Origin of the sequence: Streptomyces spinosisporus (assembly GCF_022698145.1) — a bacterium.
GTDB lineage: Bacteria > Actinomycetota > Actinomycetes > Streptomycetales > Streptomycetaceae > Streptomyces > Streptomyces spinosisporus.
Genome location: NZ_JALDAX010000001.1, coordinates 120,137 through 140,537, shown reverse-complemented (window position 1 = coordinate 140,537; position 20,401 = coordinate 120,137). Strand labels below are relative to the sequence as shown.

Here is a 20,401-nt window from a genome sequence, read left to right as displayed (position 1 = left end):
GGGCGTCACAGGCGCGGGTCGACCGGCTCCGACTCCAGTGCCAGGACGCCGAAGACCGCCTCGTGCACCCGCCACAGCGGCTCGCCCTCCGCCAGTCGGTCCAGGGCCTCCAGGCCGAGGGCGTACTCGCGGATCGCGAGCGACCGCTTGTGGTTGAGGAAGCGGGAGCGCAGCCGGGTGAGGTTGTCGGGGCGTGTGTACTCCGGACCGTAGATGATCCGCAGGTACTCGCGGCCCCGGCACTTGATGCCCGGCTGCACGAGCCGGCCCTCGTCGCTGCGCACCAGCGCGCCGACGGGCTTGACGACCATGCCCTCGCCGCCGCGGCCGGTCATCTCCAGCCACCAGTCGACGCCGGCCCGCAGCGACTCCGCATCACCGGTGTCGACGTAGAGCCGTCGCGTGGTCTGCAGCAGGCCGCTCGCGTCGTGCTCCACCACCCGGTCGAGCAGGGCGAGTTGCTCGTCGTGCGGCAGCCCGGCCAGGCTGCGGCCCTGGACGGCGAGGATCTGGAACGGCGCGAGGCGTACGCCGTCCAGGCCCTCGGTCGTCCAGCAGTAGCGGCGGTACGCATCCGTGAACGCGGCCGCGTTCGAGGCGCGTTCACGCTGGCGGGACAGCAGGTCGCTCACCTCGACGCCCCGCGCCGCGACGGCCTCCAGCGCGGCGAGCGCACCCGGGAACACCGCGCCCGACGCGGCACCGACGGCGGCGTACTGCGAGCGCAGCAGGCCGGAGGCCTTCAGCGACCACGGCATCAGCTCGGCGTCCAACAGCAGCCAGTCCGTGGCGAGTTCGTCCCACAGACCGGCCTCGCCGATCGCCGTGCGGACCCGCCCGAGGATCTCCTCGGTCACCGCCTCGTCGTCGAAGAACGGCCGGCCGGTACGGGTGTAGAGGGCCCCGGTGGGGCCGTCCACCCCGAACCGCCGCCGCGCCGTCTCCGCGTCCCGGCACACCAGCGCCACCGCACGCGAGCCCATGTGCTTCTCCTCGCACACGACCCGTGCGACGCCGTCGGCCGCGTACTGCGCGAACGCCTCGACCGGGTGCTCCAGGTAGCCCTCGACCTTGGACGTGGCCGTGGGCGCCATGGTCGGCGGGAGGTACGGCAGCAGCCGCGGGTCCACCGCGAAACGGCTCATGACCTCGAGCGCCGCCGCCGCGTTCTCCTCGCGGACCGCGACCCGGCCCTGGTGACGGGTCTCCACGACCCGGCGGCCGTGCACGTCATTCAGGTCGAGCGGCCGCCCGTCCTGCCCGCCGGGCGCCTCGGTGCGCAGCGGCCGCGCCGGCTCGTACCAGACCTGCTCGGCCGGTACGTCGACCAGTTCGCGCTCCGGCCAGCGCAGCGCGGTGAGCTTGCCGCCGAAGACGGCGCCGGTGTCCAGGCAGATGGTGTTGTTGAGCCAGGTCGCTTCCGGGACGGGCGTGTGGCCGTAGACGACCGCCGCCCGGCCGCGGTAGTCCTCCGCCCACGGGTAGCGCACCGGCAGCCCGAACTCGTCGGTCTCGCCGGTGGTGTCGCCGTACAGGGCGTGCGAGCGGACCCGCCCCGAGGTGCGGCCGTGGTACTTCTCCGGCAGACCGGCGTGGCAGACCACCAGCCGGCCGCCGTCGAGGACGTAGTGGCTGACGAGCCCGTCGATGAACTCCCTTACCTCGCGGGTGAACTCCTCACTCTCCCCCTCCATCTGCTCGATGGTCTCGGCGAGTCCGTGGGTGTGCTGGACCTTGCGGCCCTTGAGGTAGCGGCCGAACTTGTTCTCGTGGTTGCCGGGCACGCACAGCGCGTTGCCCGACTTCACCATCGACATCACGCGGCGCAGCACGCCCGGGCTGTCGGGGCCGCGGTCGACGAGGTCGCCGACGAAGACGGCCGTACGGCCCTCCGGGTGCACACCGTCGGTGTAGCCCAGCTTGCCGAGCAGCGACTCCAGTTCGGCGGAGCAGCCGTGGATGTCGCCAACGATGTCGAACGGGCCGGTGAGATGGGTGAGGTCGTTGAAGCGCTTCTCGGTGACGACGGTGGCGCTGTCGATGTCCTCCACGCCGCGCAGGACGTGCACCTTGCGGAAGCCCTCGCGCTCCAAGTGCCGCAGGGAACGGCGCAGTTCGCGGATGTGGCGCTGGATGACCCGGCGCGGCATGTCGGCCCGGTCGGTGCGGGCCGCGTTGCGCTCGGCGCAGACCTCCTCCGGGACGTCCAGCACGATCGCGATGGGCAGCACGTCGTACTGCCGGGCCAGGTCGATCAGCTGGCGCCGGGCGTCCTGCTGCACGCTGGTCGCGTCGACGACCGTGCGGCGGCCGGCCGCCAGCCTCTTGCCCGCGATGTAGTGCAGGACGTCGAAGGCGTCCCGCGTCGCGCTCTGGTCGTTCTCGTCGTCGGAGACCAGGCCGCGGCAGAAGTCGGAGGAGATCACCTCGGTCGGCTTGAAGTGGCGCCTGGCGAAAGTGGACTTGCCGGAGCCGGAGGCGCCGACGAGGACGACGAGGGAGAGGTCGGTGACGGGCAGGACCCGCCCTTCGGCCTCTGTGCTGCTCTGTGTCTCGGTCATGCCGCCTTCGCCTCCTTCTCGTTCTTCTCGTTCTTCTCGGTCTTCGGTCCGGCCGGGTCGAGCTCGAACACGGCCATCTGGGTGGGTGGCCCGACCTCGGGGTCGTCGGGGCCGACGGGCACGAACCGCACGCCGTAGCCGTGCCGTTCGGCCACCGCCCGCGCCCAGGAGCGGAACTCCTCGCGGGTCCACTCGAAGCGGTGGTCGCCGTGCCGGACATGGCCGGCCGGCAGGGACTCCCAGCGGACGTTGTACTCCACGTTCGGGGTGGTCACGAGGACCGTGCGCGGACGGGCCGCGCCGAACACCGCGTACTCCAGGGCCGGCAGCCGCGGCAGGTCGAGGTGCTCGATCACCTCGCTCAGCACGGCGGCGTCGTAGCCCTTGAGGCGCTTGTCGGTGTAGGCGAGCGAGCCCTGGAAGAGCGTGACGCGGGATGCCTGCCGCTCCCCCATGCGGTCCAGCTTCAGCCGCCGGGAGGCGATGGTCAGCGCGCGCATCGACACGTCGACACCGGCGATCTGCGTGAACTGCGAGTCCTTGAGCAGCGCCTGCACCAACTGGCCCTGTCCGCAGCCGAGATCGACGACACGACTCGCGCCGGACGCCCGCAGGGCCTCGATGATCGCGTCCCGTCGCTGCACGGCGAGCGGGGTCGGCCGCTGCTCCTCCTCGGTCTCCGCCTCGACCGCGTTGTCGATCTCCTCGACCTCGCTGTCGTCGGCCTCCGCGAGGCGCACCAGCTCCAGCCGCTCCATGGCCTGCCGGGTCAGCGACCAGCGGCGGGAGAGATAGCGGCTGGTGATCAGCTTCTGCTCCGGGTGCTCGGCCAGCCAGCCCTCACCGGCCCGCAGCAGCTTGTCGACCTCGTCGGGGGCGACCCAGTAGTGCTTGGCGTCGTCGAGCACGGGCAGCAGGACGTAGAGATGGCGCAGCGCCTCGGCGAGGGTCAGCGCCTGCGACTCCAGGACCAGCCGCACATAGCGCGAGTCGCCCCACTCCGGGAACTCGGCGTCCAGGGCGACCGGTTGCGCGGCCACCGCCCAGCCCAACGGCTCGAACAACCGCCGCACCAGCTCGGGGCCGCCGCGGGCGGGCAGCGCGGGCACCTCGATGCGCAGCGGGCGCGGCTCGGCCGGCAGCTCGGGCCTGGCGTGGCAGGTGCCCTTCATCGCGCTGGAGAACACGCTGCTCAGCGCCACGGCGAGCAGTGAGGAGGCCGCGTACGGGCGGTCGTTGACGTACTGCGCGAGCGCCGCGTCCGGGGCACCGCCGCGCCCCTTGCCCTTCCCCCGCCGCACCAGCGCCACCGCGTCGACCTCCAGCAGCAGCGCCGCCGTGCAGCGCCGGTCGTCCGCCTCGGGGTAGAGGACGTGCGCGGTGCCGTAGGAGGTGGAGAACGCCTGCGCCTTGTCGGGGTGCTTGTGCAGCAGATAGCCGAGGTCGGTGGCGGGGCGTTCGGGAGTGCCGGTGGTGGTGAGGGTCAGGAACATGGGCAGGGCCTCTCAGGCCGGTGGACGGTTTTCGGTGCCGTGCGCGCGAAAGCCCCCAGGAAGGGTGATCCTGGGGGCTCGGCAGGACGACCGTCCCACCTTCGCATACGGCGGCCGACCGGCGCCTTTGTTTATTCCTACGGCATTCCTACGGCAGCCCTACGGCACCTCGCCGGCCGCTACGACAGCTGCGACTGGACCTGGGAGGAGATCTGCTCCAGGTGGTCCAGGTCGGAGAGGTCGAGGACCTGGAGGTAGAGGCGGCGGGAGCCGATCTCGGCGTAGCGGCCGATCTTGTCGACGACCTCGGACGGGGTGCCGGCCAGACCGTTGGCCCGCAGCTCGTCGGCGTCGCGGCCGATGGCTGCGGCGCGGCGGGCGACCTCCTGGTCGTCCTTGCCGACGCAGACGACGAGGGCGTTGGACAGGACGAGGTCGTCCGCGCCCCGGCCGGCCTCCTCGGCGGCGGCGCGGACGCGGGCGAACTGCCGCTCGCTCTCCTCGACGCCGGCGAACGGCATGTTGAACTCATCGGCGAACCGGGCCGCGAGACGCGGGGTGCGGGTCGCGCCATGGCCGCCGATCAGCACCGGGATGCGGTCCTGGGCGGGCTTGGGCAGCGCGGGTGAGTCGGTGAGGTCGTAGAACGTGCCGTGGAAGTCGAAGGTCTCGCCGAGCTCGGTGCGCCACAGGCCGGTGACGATCTCGAGCTGCTCCTCCAGGCGGCCGAACTTCTCCTTCGGGAAGGGGATGCCGTACGCCTTGTGCTCCTCCTCGAACCAGCCCGCGCCGAGGCCGAGTTCGACGCGGCCGCCGGACATCTGGTCGACCTGGGCGACCTGGATGGCGAGCACGCCGGGCAGCCGGAAGGTGGCGGCCGTCATCAGGGTGCCGAGGCGGATGCGCTTGGTCTCGCGGGCCAGACCGGCGAGGGTGACCCAGGCGTCGGTGGGGCCGGGGAGGCCGTCGCCCGAGCCCATGCGGAGATAGTGGTCGGAGCGGAAGAAGGCGTCGAACCCGAGGTCCTCGGTGGCCTTCGCCACGGTGAGCAGAGTGTCGTAGGACGCCCCCTGCTGGGGCTCGGTGAAGATGCGAAGATCCATGCGTCCATCCTGCACGCCCGGGGTCCGGTCGACCCCACCGGTCCCCTACGGCCCCGCCGTCCCCTGTCGGGTGAAATCCGTCAACGCCGCGCCCGGCGCACGCCCGGGCCAGTGACCGGCCACGGGGGCGATCGTTGGCCGAGCGGAGCCGGACAGCCCGGCGCCCGCCCCGGCCCGTCGCCGCCGGGGTGTCACCCGTGCGGCCCTCCCGAGGGGCCCGGGCCGAGGAGACCGCCATGTCCGAAGACTCCGTCCCACCACAGGGCGAGGACGCCGACCGCCCCAAGGGGCTGCTCCAGCAGATGGAAGAACTGATGGCAGCCCTCAACGCAGACCTGTCCAATCTCCATGAAGAAGCGGGTTTTTCACCCTTGGATTCCCAGGAGCGCGGCAGCGCTCTGAGCTGCGACGATGCGCCTGCATGACTATGCAGGCGACCGGGATCGAGCATCCCGCGACAAGCTGAATCCCCAGGCCAGCGACGCTCACGGCCTGGGGATTCAAGGGGGCTAGGTCCGATCTACATTTCCGCAGTTCAGAGCGTTACGGCCTCCAGATCGAGCGCCGCGCCCTTACGGCCTGATCCCAGCTCTTCGGGACGTGGTCATTGCCCCATCTGATCGTCCGCTCGCCGTCGGCGGGGTCCTCGGACGCAGGCTGATCCCTGCGCGTCTCGTGATCCTTCGGCACGGGGTGATCGCTGTTTTGCCTGTGCGCGGTCCTGCGGTCCGCCGGGCCCTGCATGTCGGCGACGTCCTGCTTCTGGCGGGCCCTCGTGACTTCGCCGAGCAGGCGCTGCGCCTCTGCTCGCGCACCAGGGCGGCGGGGGTCGGCACGGAGCTCGCGAAGCCGTTTCTTGATCGCGTCGATGTCCATGCTCAGTCCTCCTCAAGATCGGCTATCTCGGCGTCGATCACGTCGAGTAGATCGGTTGCGTCGTCGGGGTCGGCGGCCCGAGCGGGCATCAGGGCGGGGACGTCGGCGCGCTCGCCGGGCTGGCGCTCGGTCGCGACAACGCGGTACCGGAGGCCGGAGCCGGGCGGGCCGTCCACGTACTGCGCGCCGTTGTCGACGTAGGGCGCTGCTCCCAGGCCGGAGCTGACCGGCGCGGGCACTTCGCCGCCCTCCAGCACGGCCCCGGCGACTTCGAGGGCGTAGGCAATCCGGTCCGGCGGAAGCGACAGCCGTTCCAGGGCGGTTGTGATGGCCTGCGCCGTGATCTCCGCGTCCGCGTCGAGCCGCCGGGACAGAGCGACCTCCATCGCCTCCGGCGCGTCGGCGCCGCGCAGCTTCCGGCGCTCGGCGTTGATCTTCACCAGCCGGTCGATCGCCTTCAGCTTCGTGTCAGCGTCGGCCGCCATGGTGTAGATCGCGTTCGCCCGCCGCTGGTAGTCGGCAAGCTCCGCCTCGCGGTGATCGGCGTACTCCTCGGCGACGGGGCCGATGTGCGCCGCGATCTCCTCGGTGATGATCTCGTGCACGCGCGTCGGGCCGAGATCGACTTGGGCGGCGATCTCGCGCACGGTGAGGCCGTGCATCCGCAGCCGGTAGATCTTCGCGTCCCGCTCCGCGTGCTGCGCCGCGTTCGGCCGGGCCTGGGGTGGTGCGCCCATGATCTGTTCGCCTCTCAGTGTTCGGCGGTCGCCGGGTTAGTGATCTTGATTTCGGACCGGACTTCTTGATCAACTAGCCCTGTACATTTCGCGCCCTGTACATCCCTGTACATGCGCGCTTGCGCTTGTGCGTGATCTTGCTCTCTCCCCGGCAAGCCCCTGACCTGTAGAAATAGAAATAGATCTTCGACTTTCTTGATAGGGAAAAGCACACTCGCGCGCAGCCCTGTACATGTACAGGGCGTGTACAGGGCTGCGCAGCGATCATGCGGGCAGAACCTCCCCCGGGGAGAGCTTGTCGGCGTCGACCTGCACCCAGCCGTGGTTCTCCGCGAGTTTCAGGGCGTCGTCGAAATGCTTGCGATCCCGTGCCGCAATCGCCGTACGCACCGTGGACTTCGGGCCCGGCCCTCCGGCGGCGCGCACGTGCTTGGCGATCAGTTTGGCGACGCGCCGCACGTCGCGGCTTTCGAGAGCCTCAGCCTTGGCGATCTCGGTCCGCACCGCCGTGTCGACACGCATCTGTGTGCGCGTCTCCGCACGCTCGGTCTCGGTCCGGTTCTTGTGCCGGAGCAGCACTGCCCGCACCGCGCAGCTTGTCGCCCAGACGGTTTCCGCCAGCCGCCAGAACTCCCAGGTGATCACGCGCTCACCGCAGAGCACCGCCAGCAGCCCGGCGATCTTGACCAGGTGGATCGGCTCGTGCTGATCGAGAGGGTTGATCCACACTTCCTCATCCGACCGGCGGTCGTCCTCGTTCTGGATGTGCTCGATCAGCGACTCCTCGACGGTCACGATGTCCGTGTGCTCCGCGACCGGTTCCGCAGGGTCGTGACGCAGGTTCGTGAAGTCGACGTCCAGCGCGCCCGGCCACTTCGTCGCAGGAGGGCGTCCCGCCTTCGCGGCACGCACCCACACGAGTCGCTGGGGTGTCCCGAGGCCGGTCTCGTCGTCGGAGAGCAGCGCCTCGGCGTTGGCGTACTGGAGGTTGACCGCCGCCCCGAAGCAGTGGTTCCTGATCTTCCGGCGGCGCTCCTCGCTCGCGTTCTGGTTGCCGAAGGGACCTCCCATCCACATGGCTCGCCACGTCGCTCCGAGCGTCGACCCCTTCCGGTCCGCGAGCAGGATCACGAACTGCTGACCCTCGTCGATCAGGGCGTGCGCGTTGTGCCGGACCTGCTGACGCTCCATCACCTCTTTGCCGTTCGCGTGCGTCTCGCCGTTCCCGGCCTTGCCCATGAAGGCTTCGCCGTAGCCTTCACCGGTCCCCGGCGGGAGATCGAAGAAGTCGTCATCCAGCCACGGCGGCGTGGGCAGCACCCTGCGCGCGACCCCGGCGGACGACGACTTCCCCTTGCCGGGGGCAGAGACGAGCGCGGCGTAGTAGTTCAGCGCGACGGGATCAGCCACCCCTGTGTCGACGCGGAGCCCCGCCTTCAGACATGCGGCCAGCCGGGCAAGCACCCCGTGCAGGACGGGGTCCGGTGCTGCACGGCGCGACCATGCCGCGTCCCTGATGTGCGTGAGTTCGGGGCGTGCCAGCCAGAAGCTGTCCGGCAGACGCGTACTGCCCGGCGCGGCGTCGTCGGCGACGCCGAAGGGGTCCTTCGCTGTCGTCGCCGACTGCCCGAGGCGCTCGCGCACTTCGGCCACGCGCTCGTCGGTGATCTGTCCGACGCCCCAGGACCAGACGCTGTCCCACTCGCCTTCGGGATCACGCCCGGCCTCGCCATTGAGCGACGCGCAGAACACCGACAGGCCGTTGTCGTACGCGAGTTGAGCCGGGTACGCTCCCGCCGCCGCCTCGCGGGCGAGCTGGCACGCGGCGTTCACCGCAGCGGCGTGCCGAGTGCCCGGCGCGGCCTCTTCGATACGCCGCAGAACAGCCCCCAGACGCCCTGTGCCGTCTCCGGTGACGTGTTCCTTCAGGAAGCCCGCCACGACGTCGTGAGCCGCCGCCTGGCCGCGTTCACCGCCCTTGCTGAGCATCTCCACGGCCGCGTCCGGCAGGACGGGTAGCGCGCCGGTACGTCGCCAGGCGTACCGGCCGCCGTCGTGCTCCTTCGGGTGCCCCGACGGCTCGACGACGATGATCCCGTTGTAGCCCCGGACGTCTCCCCAGTCGCCCTTGAAGCCGCCCTGTCCGTTGCCGGGCATGACGCCCTCCGGCAGCGCGAACACGTACGCGCCACGCCCCGGCTGGTTGCTCCGGCTCGACTGGAAGGGCACGTCCCCGGTGAGGAGCTCGCGCAGTGCGTCCGGCACGGCGGAATCGTCGTCGACATCGAAGGCGACCGCGCCGGACCTGCCGACGTGGAGGCCGATGCCTCGCGTGCTCGGCCGGTGGATGCCGAACCACGCTCGGAGCTGCTCGGGATCACGGGAAGACTTCTGCGGCCAGCACTTGCCGAGGAGCGATCCGGGGTGCTTGCCGTTCTTGCCTGTGCTGAGCGGGACGACGTACCAGCCCGCGTCCGCGTACGCGAGAGCCGCGCTCACGAGATCGAGCCCCGAGACGTCAGGGACGTGAAGTGCGCTCTCGATCCTCCGGCCCGGAGGGATCATGCTGGCCGGCTCACCAGTCACATGCGTCTCAGTCATGACGCACCCCCGAACTTCGCGAGGATGTCCGCCGCCCCGTTCTCGCACGCCTTCGCGTAGCCGACGACGCTGAAGGCGCCGTTCGGCTTGGTGGCGCGATCGATGGCCGTGGCCTGGAGCTCGTGCATGTACGCGGCCGTGATCAGACCGCGTGCTACGAGATCAAGGTGTGCCGTCATGCCCTTCCAGTAGGTGGCAAAGGTCCGGTCCGACCACTCCGGGAACATCTCGCGCAGCTCTGCGCGCAGCGGGTCGCGCTTGGGTCCCGGCTTGCGGGAAGAGGTGACCCGTTGCACGAATTCGGTGTCGCTCATGACCGGGCCTCCCAGCTCGTGAGAAGGCTCTCGGTCAGCGAGGCCCGGATCAGGCCGTCCTCGATCAGTTCGGCGGCGAGATCTTCGAGGAGCACACCGCGTCGGTTGGCGAGGTCTTCGAGACGCTCGGCGAGCCCATCGCAGAGGCGCACGTAGTACGTCGAGCAGTCTTTTCCTCCTGCCGGAGGGACGAATACAGCGGTATCCTGGGAAGTGACGTTGGATGCGTCGTTCTCGGGAGAGCCGCCCTTGCCCAGGGGGCGGCTTTTCTCATGTGTGCTCACTGCGATCCGCCTCCGATCAGGCGTCGCAGCTCTGCGGCCTTCTCCGCCGGAAGTTCAGCCTTTCGGTTCGGCTGATCGCGCAGGACGAGCCCGGCGAGGCGGGCGATATGTTCGGGCGTCAGCTCGTCGGCGTGACGCTCAAGGCGCCGGACGTACGAGTCGACGGAGTTGGCGGCCTTCTGGCCCTTCTCCGCGTTGGCGGAGAGCACTTCACGCCCTTCGGGCGAAAGACGGTATGCACGTGGCACGGGAGAAAACCTCTCGTGATCCCCGCACAGTGGCGGGCGTTCTCCCTATGCCGAAGCCCGGCGTCCGATGCCGTCTGCGTTCAATTCTAGGTCCGGGATTCCTCGAATCGATCTCCGATTGCCCGAAATCTCTTGTGTGTTCCTACAGATCAAAACTAAATATAAAAACGTAGTGCTCGCCGACCTCACATACTTTGAGCCCTTATCTGGATTTTCCAGATAGTAAAGAAGCGAAAAGGCCGGGGGAGGAGGCCCGGCCTTTTCTTGATGGCGATCACACCACGAGTTCAGTGTACGCTTCTTTATAAAGCTCATCTGACGGGCCATTAGATTTAATCGGGGCGCATAAATGAATGAGTTCATAAACGTCGAGCACGCCGCCTGGGCACTCGGCGTCAGCAAGCCCACCGTCTACTCGCTGATCAGGAGCGGCGCGCTCACGGCGTCGGCCGGGCCGCGCGGTCAGCTCGTCTCGCGCAGCGAGGTGATGACCGTCGCGACGAAGCGCAGGGTCGACGCCGTCCACCGACACCGCGACCTCGTCGCCTACGCCCGACAGCTCAGGGCCACGATCTGGCCCCCGGAGCCCGCGAAGGTCGTTCTGTCCGACGGCCGCGAACAGGTCCGCGACGTGGACGACGTCAACCGGTACATGAACACCCCCAAGGGCCGTGACGCTCTTCACCGGCTCGACAACGACGCGGTCGCCGTCTTCGGCCCGGCGGTCATCCACACGCTGGCCGACCTCAAGTCCCTGAAGACTGCCGGGGCTTGTGCATGGTGCTGGTCACGTGATCTCGCGGCCGTCCGGGGCGGCATCAGCCCGTCGGACAACGCAGCGACCCGCGTCCTGCTGGGGGAGCCCTGCGCTCGTGACCTCGCTGAGTGGGGCGCGAACCGTGATCAGGTCCGGGCGCTGTGGGCCGACGTGAAGAAGGACGACCTGAAGCGCCGGGCCGACGACGACAAGACGGCCCGCCGTCGTGAGGTCGAGGCGGCCCGCGCCGACGCCGACCGGGCGACGCGGCGTCTCGACCTCGCGATCACAGCGGCAGGAACGAACCGGACGGCCGAGAGCGCGCGGTACCTGAAGGAGGCCGCCCGCAAGCGCGCGGCGGGCCACGAGGACATCGCCCGGCACCTGGAGTCCGTCGCTGCGCGCCTCGAACGGGGCGCGCAGCGATGAGCACGAAGCGCGACGACGGCCACACGCATACCGCTTGCGCCTGCACATGGAGCGGCAGCGCCCTCGTGCGGCCGTGTCTCGTCCACTACGGCGAGCTCAGCCAGATCGACCAACGGCGTGTCCGGGCGGGTCTCGCGATCAAGCTCGTCGGCGACAAGCGGAGGCAGTCATGAACGGCCCTATGGACCTCCCGAACGTCTTCGAGACCCTCCCGCCGGAGCGCGTCGCCGAAGCCCTGGAGCTCGCGATCAAGGACCTTCAGCAGACGCACGCCGCTGCCGTCGGTCAGCTCGTCTCGATGGCCGAACGCGCGACCGGCGAGCAGCTCGGGCAGAGCCCGACGAAGTCGGTTCTCGATCACACCGTGGACGACCTGTCGGTGATCCTGCGCCGTGCCGAGCATCTGCGCGCGGCCGTGGACGGGCTCAAGACGTGGACGCTCCCCAGCGAGCGCCCGACGGCCAAGATCGGGCACCGCCTCAAGACTCTGCCGCCGGACGTCGCTGGGGAGATCACGAACGAGCTGCGCGCGGCGGGACTGCTGTCGTGACTGATCACTCCCTCACCCTCAACACGTGGCAGCGCAACCGGCTCGCCAACTTCGTTGCCGAGCACCCCGGTTGGACGCTCGAAGAGCACGAGACGGCGGCCAGGGTCGTGGACCGCTACCTCGTCCGGGCCGGGCTCGTCTCGCTGGTCGACCAGCGCGTCATCCGGCGCGATGAAAACGGCCGGCTCTGGCCTCTCACCTGAAACACCAGTAACAGCGGCGAGCCGCTCGGGATCACAGCCCGGCGGCCCGCCTAGACCGAGGGAAAGGACCCCTCAGCCATGATCGGCACCATAGCGTTTCTGCTCGCGCTGGCCGCCCTCTTCGGCGGATGGCTCTACGCCCGTATGCGGTGGCGGATCTTCGTCAAGGAGCGTCAGTCCCGGCGGGCCATGATCGGCCACGAGCGCGCGAAGACGAAGTCCGAGAACGCGCGGACGATCTCGCAGCGCGTCCACGATCACCTGCCGGACCGGATCGTCCTCCGGCTGATGCGGCACCGCCCGCAGCGTCGCGGACGCCGGATCCGGATCGCCCGGCGCGGACTGTTCGTCGGCCGCTCCGTCCGGATCAATCCGGGTCAGCACATCCTCGCCGTGGGCATGACCGGATCCGGGAAGTCGAGCACGATCCGCGTGCTCGCCGACTGGGCGAAGCGACGCCCCGACTGGGTGATCGAAGTCTGGGACGGCAAGTTCGGCGCGACCGGCGCCCCGTACCTGGCGCACGCCCGGGTGTACGAGTCGCTGCCCGAGATCGAAGAGCGCCTCGCCGACCTCGTCGGCAGAGAGTTCCCGGCCCGCGCGAAGATGGCCGACCGCCCTCACCGGGCCGTGATCATCGACGAGTCCCGGATCTTCAACGAGCTGTCGGCGACCGGCCTGCGGCACCTGATCACCGTCGTCCAGGAGGGGCGCGAACTCGGCGTCCACGTCTGGGCCGGGCTCCAGGACCCGAAGACGTCGAGCGTCCCCAGCGAGGTGCGTGATCAGTTCACCTGCCGACTGGTGCACATGCTCCAGACGGCAGAGGCCAACCAGGTCGCGCTCATGGAGCTCGCCACCGCCGGGTACAGCGCCCACAAGCTCGACCGCGCCGGGCAGGTGCTCGTGCACGAGAAGGGGCGCAGGCACCCGGCACGGCCCCTGTTCGCGCTGTGGCTGTCCCCGGCGGCGCTCGCTGCCAGGCCGGGGCGCGTGTGCCTGACCAAGGTCCCCGCGCGGCCGGGCGTTGCCGTTGCCCGGATCGAACCCACGTCTTCTACCAGGGAGAACAGGCACGCAACGGCAACGGCAACACCCCGGACCGACGACTTCGCGGAGGCGATCGAGCGCGCCCTCCTGGGCGGGGCTGCGGGCCCCCGGGCGCTGGCTCGGACGCTCGATCGCAACCCCGGGAGCGTGCTGCGGAAGCTGACCCGGATGACCGAACAGGGCGTGATCACACGCACGGCTGAAGGCACGTACGCGATCCCGTCGGCGGCGGAGCCGATCACCGACGCACCGAAGGGGCAGGACCGATGAAGATCAAGAACATCCGCACTTCGGTGCCGACCGAAGTCACCAGGGACGGCGAGACGTTCACGATCAACAAGCACGTGGACCGTCAGGTGATCTCCGTCTTCGACGTGCACCGCGCCGTCCGGCGGGCGGTCACGGCCGCGACCGTTCTCGTCGTCGGCATCGCGCTGGCGTGGTCCGTGACGTCGATCGGTGCTCTGCTGGCGCTCGCCGCGCCGGTTTGGGTCGCGTACCTCGCGGCAGGGGCATTCGATCTCTCCTGGGCGGTGCTCATGGCTGCCGAATGGAGCATGCAGTACGACGACCGGGCGAAGATCCCCCGCACCGCCGGGTGGATCGCGCTGGCCGTCTCGATGACCGCGATCGCCACCGAGGGGCGGCTCCACGCCGGGCTCTGGATCGGGATCATCGGAGCCGTGATCAGCCTGCTCGCGAAGGGGCTGTGGACGGTCATGATGATGATCACGGCCCACCCGCTGTCGGACGAGAGCTACCAGATCGTCCAGCAGCGCCGGAGCCGTGCGGGCGAAGAGCTCGCGCTCACGGTCGTCGACAGGGAGCTGATCCGGATCCGGCAGGAGACCGCAGCGCTCCGGGAATCCGGATCGCTCACGGCCGTCGCCTGGGACGCGCAGGGGATCACTCGCAAGGCGCTCGCTGAGACGCTCGCCGACGCGATCGACGACGGGGCGGAATCCGGATCCGGATCACAGCAGCCGGATCGCTCCGGATCCGGATCCCGGGCGGATCCGGTCCGGCGGATCGGATCCGGACCTGTCGAGCACTTCGTTCCGCGATCCGGATCGATCAAGGAGCTCGTGCAGAGCGTCATGGACGAGGGGATCACCGACCCGGCGGCCGTGCTCGCCGAAGTGCGGGCCGACCGGCCGGACGCGAACCCCGAGACGGTCAAGCGCATGGTGCGGCTGCACCGGGTGAACGGGAGCGGCTGAGCGCTCGCCTGGCGGCCCGTCAGCCGCCGGGCAGTGACTCGTACCGGGCATCCACTGAGGGGCCGGGAGGCGCGAACCTCCCGGCCCCTCGCATGCGTTGAGGCGCTACAGCGCCCGCCAGGTCGGTGCGGGGCGCTCGCGGTCCCGGGAGGGGGCCGCCTTCTCCTGGACGATCAGGCCGCGCTCTTCGAGCCGGGCGAGCACCGGGCGCAGTGCTTCACCGTCGGTGCCCAGGGCGGCGCCCAGCGCCCACAGCGACCGGCCGGGCAGTCCGGCGCCCTTGCGCTGGCGGAGGTGCCGCATCACGAGCTCGGGCAGGGTCGGCGCGGCGGTGCGCCTGTTCCGGGACCGGATGACTGTCGACATGTGAGCTCCCTTCAACTGGCCCACGCCGTCTCCACGATCGCACTCGAAGGGCCAAGATCTCTCCGCGAGACTGAGCGCATGACGATCCGCAGGCACGAAGTGCTCGCTCGCGCCCTGACCGTCCGGCAGCCCTGGGCGGCGCTGATCGCCGCCGGACTGAAGCCGGTGGAGAACCGGTCATGGGCACTGCCCGCAGCCTTCGCGGGGCCGCTGCTGATCCACGCCGGGACGAAGGACGACCGCGACGGCTGGGCCGTGCCCGGCGTCCGCGAAGCGCTCGAAGGCTGGCCGATCAGGTACGGGGCGATCGTCGCCGTCGTCGACAGGGTGACGTGTCACCTGGGCGAGGGGTGCTGTGCCGACCGGTGGGGCGAGCACGGCGCCTGGCACTGGGTGCTGGAGGGGATCACCGCCCTGCCGGAGCCGATCAGCGCGACCGGACGCCTCGGGCTGTGGCGGCCGGAGCCCGAAGCCGTGGTTGCGGCTCTGGCGGCTCCGCAGAGTGCGGGGTGACACGTCGTACCGGGGAGCGGGGGCGGTGCCGCCAGGCGCCAACCTCGCAGCGGGACGGACGACTTCAGCGAGGGACGCAGGGAGCGGGCCGAGTGCGACTGGCGGCAGTGCTCACCAGCCGGGCCTTTACTTAATCCGGCCGGACGTATTCGCCGGCTCAGCTCCCTCGCTGCTCAGTCGGTGCGCCTCAGCGTGCACGCGTCAGGCGTCCAGACCCGAAGCCTTTCGGGTCTAGGTGACGTTGAGCTCCCGGCGGGCGCGGCTGATCAGGTTCTGGGCGTCGGTGCCGAACACGGCCGACTCCCGCAGCGTGCGCCAGGTCCGCAGGTAGAGCGCGATCGAGTCGCTGTCGTCGATCCAGAGCTCTGCGTGCCAGACCTCGACCATGACGAGGCGCTCGTCATGCACCCAGAAGCCGCCGGTCGGCGGGATCTTCAGCGAGGCCGTGAACGGGATGATCCCGAGCCGGACCGTGTCCAGGCCGATCAGCCCGGCGAGGCGGTCGAGCTGTGCGGCGAGCACCGAGGGCGGGCAGATCAGCGACCGAAGGGCGGTCTCGCCGATCAGGATCTCGAAGCGCCTGTTCGCCTCGTAGAGAAACTCTTGCCGCTTCAGGCGGGCGCGCACGGCCGCCTCGGTGTCCCGGGGCGAACGCTGGAGCTCCGCGTACCGGTTGAAGACGTGCCGGGCGTAGTCGGCGGTCTGGAGGATGCCCGGCACGGTGACGGACTCGAAGCCGTGCACGACGGCGGAGCGCTCGTACTCGGCGGCGATCGTCTGCTGCACCGGCTGGTGCCCGGCGGCGAGCTGTCGCCGCCATGAGCGGATGTGGGACTCGAACCCCCTGAGCCGGGCCAGGAGTTCGCCGTACGCGTCGGGCTGGCCGGTCGCGTCGGCCCAGGCCCGCAAGTCGTCCGGCGTGGCGGTCTGCTTCCCGTTCTCCAGCTTCGAGATCTTGGGCTGTGGCCAGCCGAGGAGCTGTGCGAGGCGGGTACCGGTGAGACGTCCTTCCGGCGCGGACATGCGGAGCTCGCGCAGACGCACCCCGAGCGCCTCGCGTGCCTGCTGGTAGTCCGTCGTCACCGGTACCCGGACCGCCCTTCTAGCTGGTGGCCGCTGCGAGTTGCTGGAACGGCACGGCGTGATGCCAGGCCGCGTCACGGAGCATCGCGTACCTGATCACCTCGGCCGGTTCGGTGATCAGCTCCACGTCGGTCAGCTCGTCGGCGTCGGTGAAGTTGAGCCGGGCGACCAGACGCGAGTCGAAGATCCAGAAGTCTTCGTTGCCCAGCTTCAGCCGGTCGGCGTCCGCGCGGCGCAGGGTCCGGATGTCTTCCCCGAGCTCGGTGTTCCGCTCAGCGTTGATCAACAGGTAGCGCTGACCGGCGGTCGGCGGGTCGTCGACCAGCCGGACGCGGGCGACTGTCTTCCCGGCGGCGGTCTGGCGCCTGATCGTCTCGCAGTACCAAGAGCTCATGTCCCAGTCGACACGACCCTCAGCGAGGAACTGCGCGTAGGTCTCGGTCGACTCGTCGGACGCGTACCGGCGCCGGGTCTCCAGCCGCCAGGCGGTGTGCTCGAAGATCTCAAACAGCCTGTTGAAGGCGTCGAGGTCGATGATCTTCGCCTGCCGGGTAGCGTCCTTCGGCGCCCAATCGGTGATCAGCTCGCGCGGGACGATGATCGCGACTTCGTCCGGCCCGAGGTGCTGGAGCTGAGCGACGTCCGCCGGGTCGGTCAGCGGCGGGCCGTGGACGATCACCTGGCCTGTGTCGACGTCCTCGTGGATCGACGGGCAGCCGGTGTCCCCGCTGCCGGTGCCGTTGAAGCGGATGTTGCGCGTCATGTGCCCTCCCGTGTCGAGCCGTGCTCCGTCACTCGATCGCTGTGCGCTTCAGATCTTGTCGCCGGGGTGTCCGGCGCGGCTATGGCCTCCCTGCCGCCGCGTGAGCATCCTCGGGTATAAGTCGCTGCCTCCTGAGAATAACGGCGAATATCTGCTGTCGCCCAGAACTCCCGCAGGCCAACGCTGAGTTCATGACCACTGCACAGAAGTCGGGCACGACCGAAGCCACAGAGGCGGTCGAAGTGCTACGCGGAGCGCTGACGGCGGCGGGAATCGTCCTGCCGTCCCTGGGAGCCGACACGGCCTCCCCTGCTTTGAACCTGATCAACCTGGGCCGGGTGCGCGCCGACGTCGCGCTGAGGCTCGCTGATGTCCTCCGGCGGGGGTGCGACTCATGAGCACGACCACCGCCGACGAGGTGACGCTGAGTGCAGAGTGCACCCTCGCTCAGCGGCCGGAGTACGAAGATCTGCACCGCGAATGCAGGCAGATTACGGACGTCCCGCTGCCGCACTCGAATGGCCTGCTCCTGATCAAGCGATGCGGCTGCGGGTGTCACTGGTCCGGCGGTGCGTCGTGACTCGCCTCGGGCCGGAGGCCAGCCTTCGGATCTGCCGCGCCTGCGACGAAGAGATCACCGACCCCGCCGACGGCGTGATCGTCATGCACGAGACGGGCAACAGCGGTCCTGGCTGGGACGTCTGGGCGCACCGCGAGCACGCCGACGACGTCGAGCTGATCGACCCTGATCTTCTGAGGATCATGACCCGCATCTGGGTCGCGCAGGCGGCTGCCAGATAGCGCCCACCCCAGCACGAAGCCGCCCCGTTGCCGATCCTTCGGCGCGCAGCGATGCGGGGCGGCTTCGTCGTGTGCGCGGTCGTCAGGCGATGGTCGTGTCGACCTCCCCCGTCGAGTCGAGACGAGCGGCCCGCGCCCGCCGGGAAACTGCGCGGGTCGCTATGCCTGCTCGCCATTCGTCGGGCGTGCGGTTGTTCTTCGCGGTGTTGCACGGCCCGCACGCCGGGACGAGGTTGTCCAGGTCGTGTGTGCCGCCCCGCGCTTGCGGGATCACGTGATCAGCGGTCGTGGCCGGAGCCACGCAGTACACACAGGCAGGGCCATCGGCCAGCAGAGCAGCACGGTTCCGCAGGTACTTCGCCTGCTCGCTGCCCCGAGCGCAGGCGTAGCACTGCTCGATGCCGTCGGCGCAGCGGAGCATGGCCTCTTCGTCCGGCTTCGGAGGCGCGAACAGCCGGAGTTGAGTGATCTCCGGGATCTGCACCCAGTAGGGCAGCAGATCGAGGAGCAGAAGCGTCCTGTCCCGGGCGGGGATGCCGTCGCTCTCGCTGTGATGCGTCTTGCCGCTGTACCTGACGATCTCGAAGGGCCGGTGCAGCCAGTTCTCGATGTGCTCGCGAGAGCACCGGGTCTCGTAGCCGTTCACGACGACGTACCGACGAAGCGCCATCACTTCACCCAGTCCTTCCAGTCAATGTCGATCGACTGAGGGTCGAGACCGCCCGCTGCGACGCCTGCCGGACGACCCCGACGGCCGGGCTTCAGCGTGACGACCGCGAGTGCATCGAGCATCTTCCGGCGCCGCGCGAGCGAGTACGTCTCACGCCAGAGAGTCAGCGCCACGTCCGGGTGTTCGGTGTACGCCCACAGCAGCGCCGTGCGGTCTATGTCGTCGAACGGGCCCGGCTCGCTGGCAGCAGCAGCCCAGGTCTGTGCGTCGGTGATCTCCAGCTCGACGGCCGTGATCTTCTCCCTGAGCTTGCGGGCCCTGGCACGGTAGAGCGCGGTCTCCACCTCGTCGGCGTCCGCGAACTCTTCGGCCAGCGAGTCCAGTTGCATCGTGAGTGCGGCGCGCTGAGTGCTCAGCTCGTTCACGTCGAGTCCAGCCGGAGCCTGCTTCGGTGCGACGATCGGCGCATCGTGCACCAGCTTGGCGACGATCGCGATCTCCACAGCGTCGTCGATCGGCTCGGCGGTCCTGATCAGATGTGCGCTGGCCGTGCAGCGGTACTGCTGACGCTGACCGGCACGGGCACCGCCGGGGCGGACCACGGCCCCGCAGCCGTCACGGCCGCAGCGGTACAGGCCGGAGCCCAGGTACTTCGGCTCGCGGCTGACCTCACTGCCGGAGCGCCGCGACGTGTCGGTCAGGACTCGCTTCACAGACCGCCACGTGTCGAGGTCAATGATCGCGTCCCACTGAGCGGGGCCGACGTCTTCGCCCTTGTGCGCGACGCGTCCGGCGATCCGGGGCGACAGCAGCGCTCCCCTCAGCGACTGGATCGACCACTCCTTACCGCGCGGGGACTTGATCCCCCGGGCGTTCCACGACTTGCAGATGCCGGTCAGCGTCATGCCGGTCTTCGGGTCGGCGGCGTACGCGAGTACCGCGTTCGCCGCCTCGCGGATCAGCTTCGCCTCACGAGGGTCGACCTGAGGGACGTCGGGGGTTTCGCCCTTCGCCTTCGGCTTCACGGCCTTGTACCCGAAGGGACGGCCGCCACCGTGGTTGATCCCGGCGCGGCGGTTCGCCTCGTGCTTGGCCTTCATGCGCTCGATCGCGTGCTCGACCTCGTGCGTGCTCACACTGGCGAGGATACGAGCGATCATCCGGCCGGAGGCCGTAGCGAGGTCAAGTTCGCCTTGCTGGACCGGCCGGATCACAGCGTGCGTGCGGTCCACGATCTCGATGAGCGGTTCGAGGTCGCGGGCCTGCCGGTACAGGCGGTCGGTGTGCCAGACGAGGACGGCGTCGGCCTCGCGGGCGGACAGCATGTCGAGCAGCGCCGCGAACGCGGGGCGCTTGGCCCGCTGGCCTCGCTTGCCGATCGCGGTCAGGTCGTCGTCCGTCTTGACCGCAACGACGCGCCAGCCGAGATCTGCGGCGAGCTTCCGGCATGCCTCTTCCTGGCGGGTGACCCCTTCGGCTTTGCCGGTCGGGTCGTGGCTGATGCGGGTGTAAATCACTGCCCTGAGCGGGGAGTTCGTGGTCTTGGTCGCCATACCAAATAATACGCCCTGGGACTTAACACCGACCTGTCGGCCCTGGACGCGGACTTGCAGTCGGCGGGACGGGGCGCGGAGGAGGGGGAGCCGAACTAAGGCGGTCCGCGACGGACCTGCCCCGCGCGCGCCCGACACCCCGCGGCACCCCCGCGGGCCCTGCGCTCCGCGCTCACGCGCTACCGGGGACTGCACCTCTGGGCTACCGGGCCCCGGGCCCCCGCAC

The 20,401-nt window shown here is 69.7% G+C and carries 25 protein-coding genes; 11 read left to right on the top strand and 14 right to left on the bottom strand.

The window, feature by feature from the left end:
- Positions 1-5 precede the first annotated feature (5 nt).
- The 3 genes from MQN93_RS00640 to MQN93_RS00630 all read right to left on the bottom strand — a co-directional run bounded on the left by MQN93_RS00640 (position 6) and on the right by MQN93_RS00630 (position 5,157).
- Positions 6-2,561 (bottom strand): polynucleotide kinase-phosphatase, encoded by a 2,556-nt coding sequence (locus MQN93_RS00640; protein ID WP_242707837.1) that lies wholly within the window; start codon positions 2,559-2,561, stop codon positions 6-8.
- Entirely contained in the window at positions 2,558-4,054 is a 1,497-nt protein-coding gene (locus MQN93_RS00635) for a 3' terminal RNA ribose 2'-O-methyltransferase Hen1 (RefSeq protein WP_242707836.1), read from the bottom strand. Before MQN93_RS00635 ends, MQN93_RS00640 begins: the two co-directional genes overlap by 4 nt.
- 179 nt (positions 4,055-4,233) lie before the next feature.
- Positions 4,234-5,157: an LLM class F420-dependent oxidoreductase gene (locus MQN93_RS00630; protein WP_242707835.1), complete on the bottom strand. Its 924-nt coding sequence runs from the start codon at positions 5,155-5,157 to the stop codon at positions 4,234-4,236.
- Positions 5,158-5,393: 236 nt separating this feature from the next.
- On the opposite strand from MQN93_RS00630, the gene MQN93_RS00625 reads away from it, so the two are divergent.
- Entirely contained in the window at positions 5,394-5,582 is a 189-nt protein-coding gene (locus tag MQN93_RS00625) for a hypothetical protein (protein ID WP_242707834.1), read from the top strand.
- Between the two features lie 118 nt (positions 5,583-5,700).
- On the opposite strand, the gene MQN93_RS00620 is transcribed toward MQN93_RS00625, so the two are convergent.
- From MQN93_RS00620 to MQN93_RS00595, 6 genes are all read right to left on the bottom strand, one after another.
- Positions 5,701-6,033: a hypothetical protein gene (locus MQN93_RS00620; protein ID WP_242707833.1), complete on the bottom strand. Its 333-nt coding sequence runs from the start codon at positions 6,031-6,033 to the stop codon at positions 5,701-5,703.
- 2 nt (positions 6,034-6,035) lie between these two features.
- The gene (locus MQN93_RS00615) at positions 6,036-6,770 is read right to left on the bottom strand and encodes a hypothetical protein (protein ID WP_242707832.1); all 735 of its coding nucleotides are present in this window, start codon (positions 6,768-6,770) and stop codon (positions 6,036-6,038) included.
- Between the two features lie 264 nt (positions 6,771-7,034).
- On the bottom strand, positions 7,035-9,269 hold the full coding sequence (locus MQN93_RS00610) for a bifunctional DNA primase/polymerase (protein WP_242707831.1): 2,235 nt from the start codon (positions 9,267-9,269) through the stop codon (positions 7,035-7,037).
- A gap of 98 nt (positions 9,270-9,367) precedes the next feature.
- A complete protein-coding gene (locus tag MQN93_RS00605) occupies positions 9,368-9,685 on the bottom strand; it encodes a hypothetical protein (RefSeq protein ID WP_242707830.1) in 318 nt (105 codons plus the stop codon).
- Positions 9,682-9,969: a hypothetical protein gene (locus MQN93_RS00600; protein ID WP_242707829.1), complete on the bottom strand. Its 288-nt coding sequence runs from the start codon at positions 9,967-9,969 to the stop codon at positions 9,682-9,684. The genes MQN93_RS00605 and MQN93_RS00600 overlap by 4 nt, the downstream gene beginning before the upstream one ends.
- On the bottom strand, positions 9,966-10,178 hold the full coding sequence (locus MQN93_RS00595; RefSeq protein ID WP_242707828.1) for a hypothetical protein: 213 nt from the start codon (positions 10,176-10,178) through the stop codon (positions 9,966-9,968). The genes MQN93_RS00600 and MQN93_RS00595 overlap by 4 nt, the downstream gene beginning before the upstream one ends.
- A 388-nt stretch (positions 10,179-10,566) precedes the next feature.
- On the opposite strand from MQN93_RS00595, the gene MQN93_RS00590 reads away from it, so the two are divergent.
- From MQN93_RS00590 to MQN93_RS00565, 6 genes are all read left to right on the top strand, one after another.
- Positions 10,567-11,403 (top strand): helix-turn-helix domain-containing protein, encoded by an 837-nt coding sequence (locus tag MQN93_RS00590; RefSeq protein ID WP_242707827.1) that lies wholly within the window; start codon positions 10,567-10,569, stop codon positions 11,401-11,403.
- A complete protein-coding gene (locus tag MQN93_RS00585) occupies positions 11,400-11,576 on the top strand; it encodes a hypothetical protein (protein WP_242707826.1) in 177 nt (58 codons plus the stop codon). Before MQN93_RS00590 ends, MQN93_RS00585 begins: the two co-directional genes overlap by 4 nt.
- Positions 11,573-11,953, top strand: a complete 381-nt coding sequence (locus MQN93_RS00580) for a hypothetical protein (protein ID WP_242707825.1) — start codon at positions 11,573-11,575, stop codon at positions 11,951-11,953. Before MQN93_RS00585 ends, MQN93_RS00580 begins: the two co-directional genes overlap by 4 nt.
- Positions 11,950-12,156, top strand: a complete 207-nt coding sequence (locus MQN93_RS00575) for a hypothetical protein (RefSeq protein WP_242707824.1) — start codon at positions 11,950-11,952, stop codon at positions 12,154-12,156. Before MQN93_RS00580 ends, MQN93_RS00575 begins: the two co-directional genes overlap by 4 nt.
- 78 nt (positions 12,157-12,234) lie before the next feature.
- Complete coding sequence (locus MQN93_RS00570; protein ID WP_242707823.1) at positions 12,235-13,476, top strand: hypothetical protein; 1,242 nt, start codon at positions 12,235-12,237, stop codon at positions 13,474-13,476.
- The gene (locus tag MQN93_RS00565) at positions 13,473-14,426 is read left to right on the top strand and encodes a hypothetical protein (protein WP_242707822.1); all 954 of its coding nucleotides are present in this window, start codon (positions 13,473-13,475) and stop codon (positions 14,424-14,426) included. The genes MQN93_RS00570 and MQN93_RS00565 overlap by 4 nt, the downstream gene beginning before the upstream one ends.
- Positions 14,427-14,531: 105 nt before the next feature.
- Here MQN93_RS00565 and MQN93_RS00560 read toward each other — a convergent pair whose 3' ends face one another.
- Positions 14,532-14,792, bottom strand: coding sequence for a hypothetical protein (locus tag MQN93_RS00560; protein ID WP_242707821.1), 261 nt, complete (start codon positions 14,790-14,792; stop codon positions 14,532-14,534).
- A gap of 78 nt (positions 14,793-14,870) precedes the next feature.
- On the opposite strand from MQN93_RS00560, the gene MQN93_RS00555 reads away from it, so the two are divergent.
- Complete coding sequence (locus tag MQN93_RS00555; RefSeq protein ID WP_242707820.1) at positions 14,871-15,305, top strand: ASCH domain-containing protein; 435 nt, start codon at positions 14,871-14,873, stop codon at positions 15,303-15,305.
- Positions 15,306-15,536: 231 nt separating this feature from the next.
- Here MQN93_RS00555 and MQN93_RS00550 read toward each other — a convergent pair whose 3' ends face one another.
- Together MQN93_RS00550 and MQN93_RS00545 are read right to left on the bottom strand one after the other, a co-directional pair.
- On the bottom strand, positions 15,537-16,388 hold the full coding sequence (locus MQN93_RS00550; RefSeq protein ID WP_242707819.1) for a helix-turn-helix domain-containing protein: 852 nt from the start codon (positions 16,386-16,388) through the stop codon (positions 15,537-15,539).
- Positions 16,389-16,407: 19 nt separating this feature from the next.
- A complete protein-coding gene (locus tag MQN93_RS00545; RefSeq protein WP_242707818.1) occupies positions 16,408-17,151 on the bottom strand; it encodes a DUF6879 family protein in 744 nt (247 codons plus the stop codon).
- 191 nt (positions 17,152-17,342) lie between these two features.
- On the opposite strand from MQN93_RS00545, the gene MQN93_RS00540 reads away from it, so the two are divergent.
- From MQN93_RS00540 to MQN93_RS00530, 3 genes are read left to right on the top strand one after another with little or no spacing between them, the layout of a single operon-like run.
- On the top strand, positions 17,343-17,549 hold the full coding sequence (locus MQN93_RS00540) for a hypothetical protein (RefSeq protein ID WP_242707817.1): 207 nt from the start codon (positions 17,343-17,345) through the stop codon (positions 17,547-17,549).
- Positions 17,546-17,731, top strand: a complete 186-nt coding sequence (locus MQN93_RS00535) for a hypothetical protein (protein WP_016432135.1) — start codon at positions 17,546-17,548, stop codon at positions 17,729-17,731. The genes MQN93_RS00540 and MQN93_RS00535 overlap by 4 nt, the downstream gene beginning before the upstream one ends.
- Positions 17,728-17,952, top strand: coding sequence for a hypothetical protein (locus MQN93_RS00530; RefSeq protein ID WP_242707816.1), 225 nt, complete (start codon positions 17,728-17,730; stop codon positions 17,950-17,952). The genes MQN93_RS00535 and MQN93_RS00530 overlap by 4 nt, the downstream gene beginning before the upstream one ends.
- Before the next feature lie 82 nt (positions 17,953-18,034).
- On the opposite strand, the gene MQN93_RS00525 is transcribed toward MQN93_RS00530, so the two are convergent.
- Together MQN93_RS00525 and MQN93_RS00520 are read right to left on the bottom strand one after the other, a co-directional pair.
- Positions 18,035-18,622, bottom strand: a complete 588-nt coding sequence (locus MQN93_RS00525) for an HNH endonuclease (protein ID WP_242707815.1) — start codon at positions 18,620-18,622, stop codon at positions 18,035-18,037.
- Positions 18,622-20,313 carry a recombinase family protein gene (locus MQN93_RS00520; protein WP_242707814.1) on the bottom strand — a complete coding sequence of 564 codons (1,692 nt, stop codon included), beginning with the start codon at positions 20,311-20,313 and terminating at the stop codon, positions 18,622-18,624. The genes MQN93_RS00525 and MQN93_RS00520 overlap by 1 nt, the downstream gene beginning before the upstream one ends.
- Between the last annotated feature and the right edge of the window lie 88 nt (positions 20,314-20,401).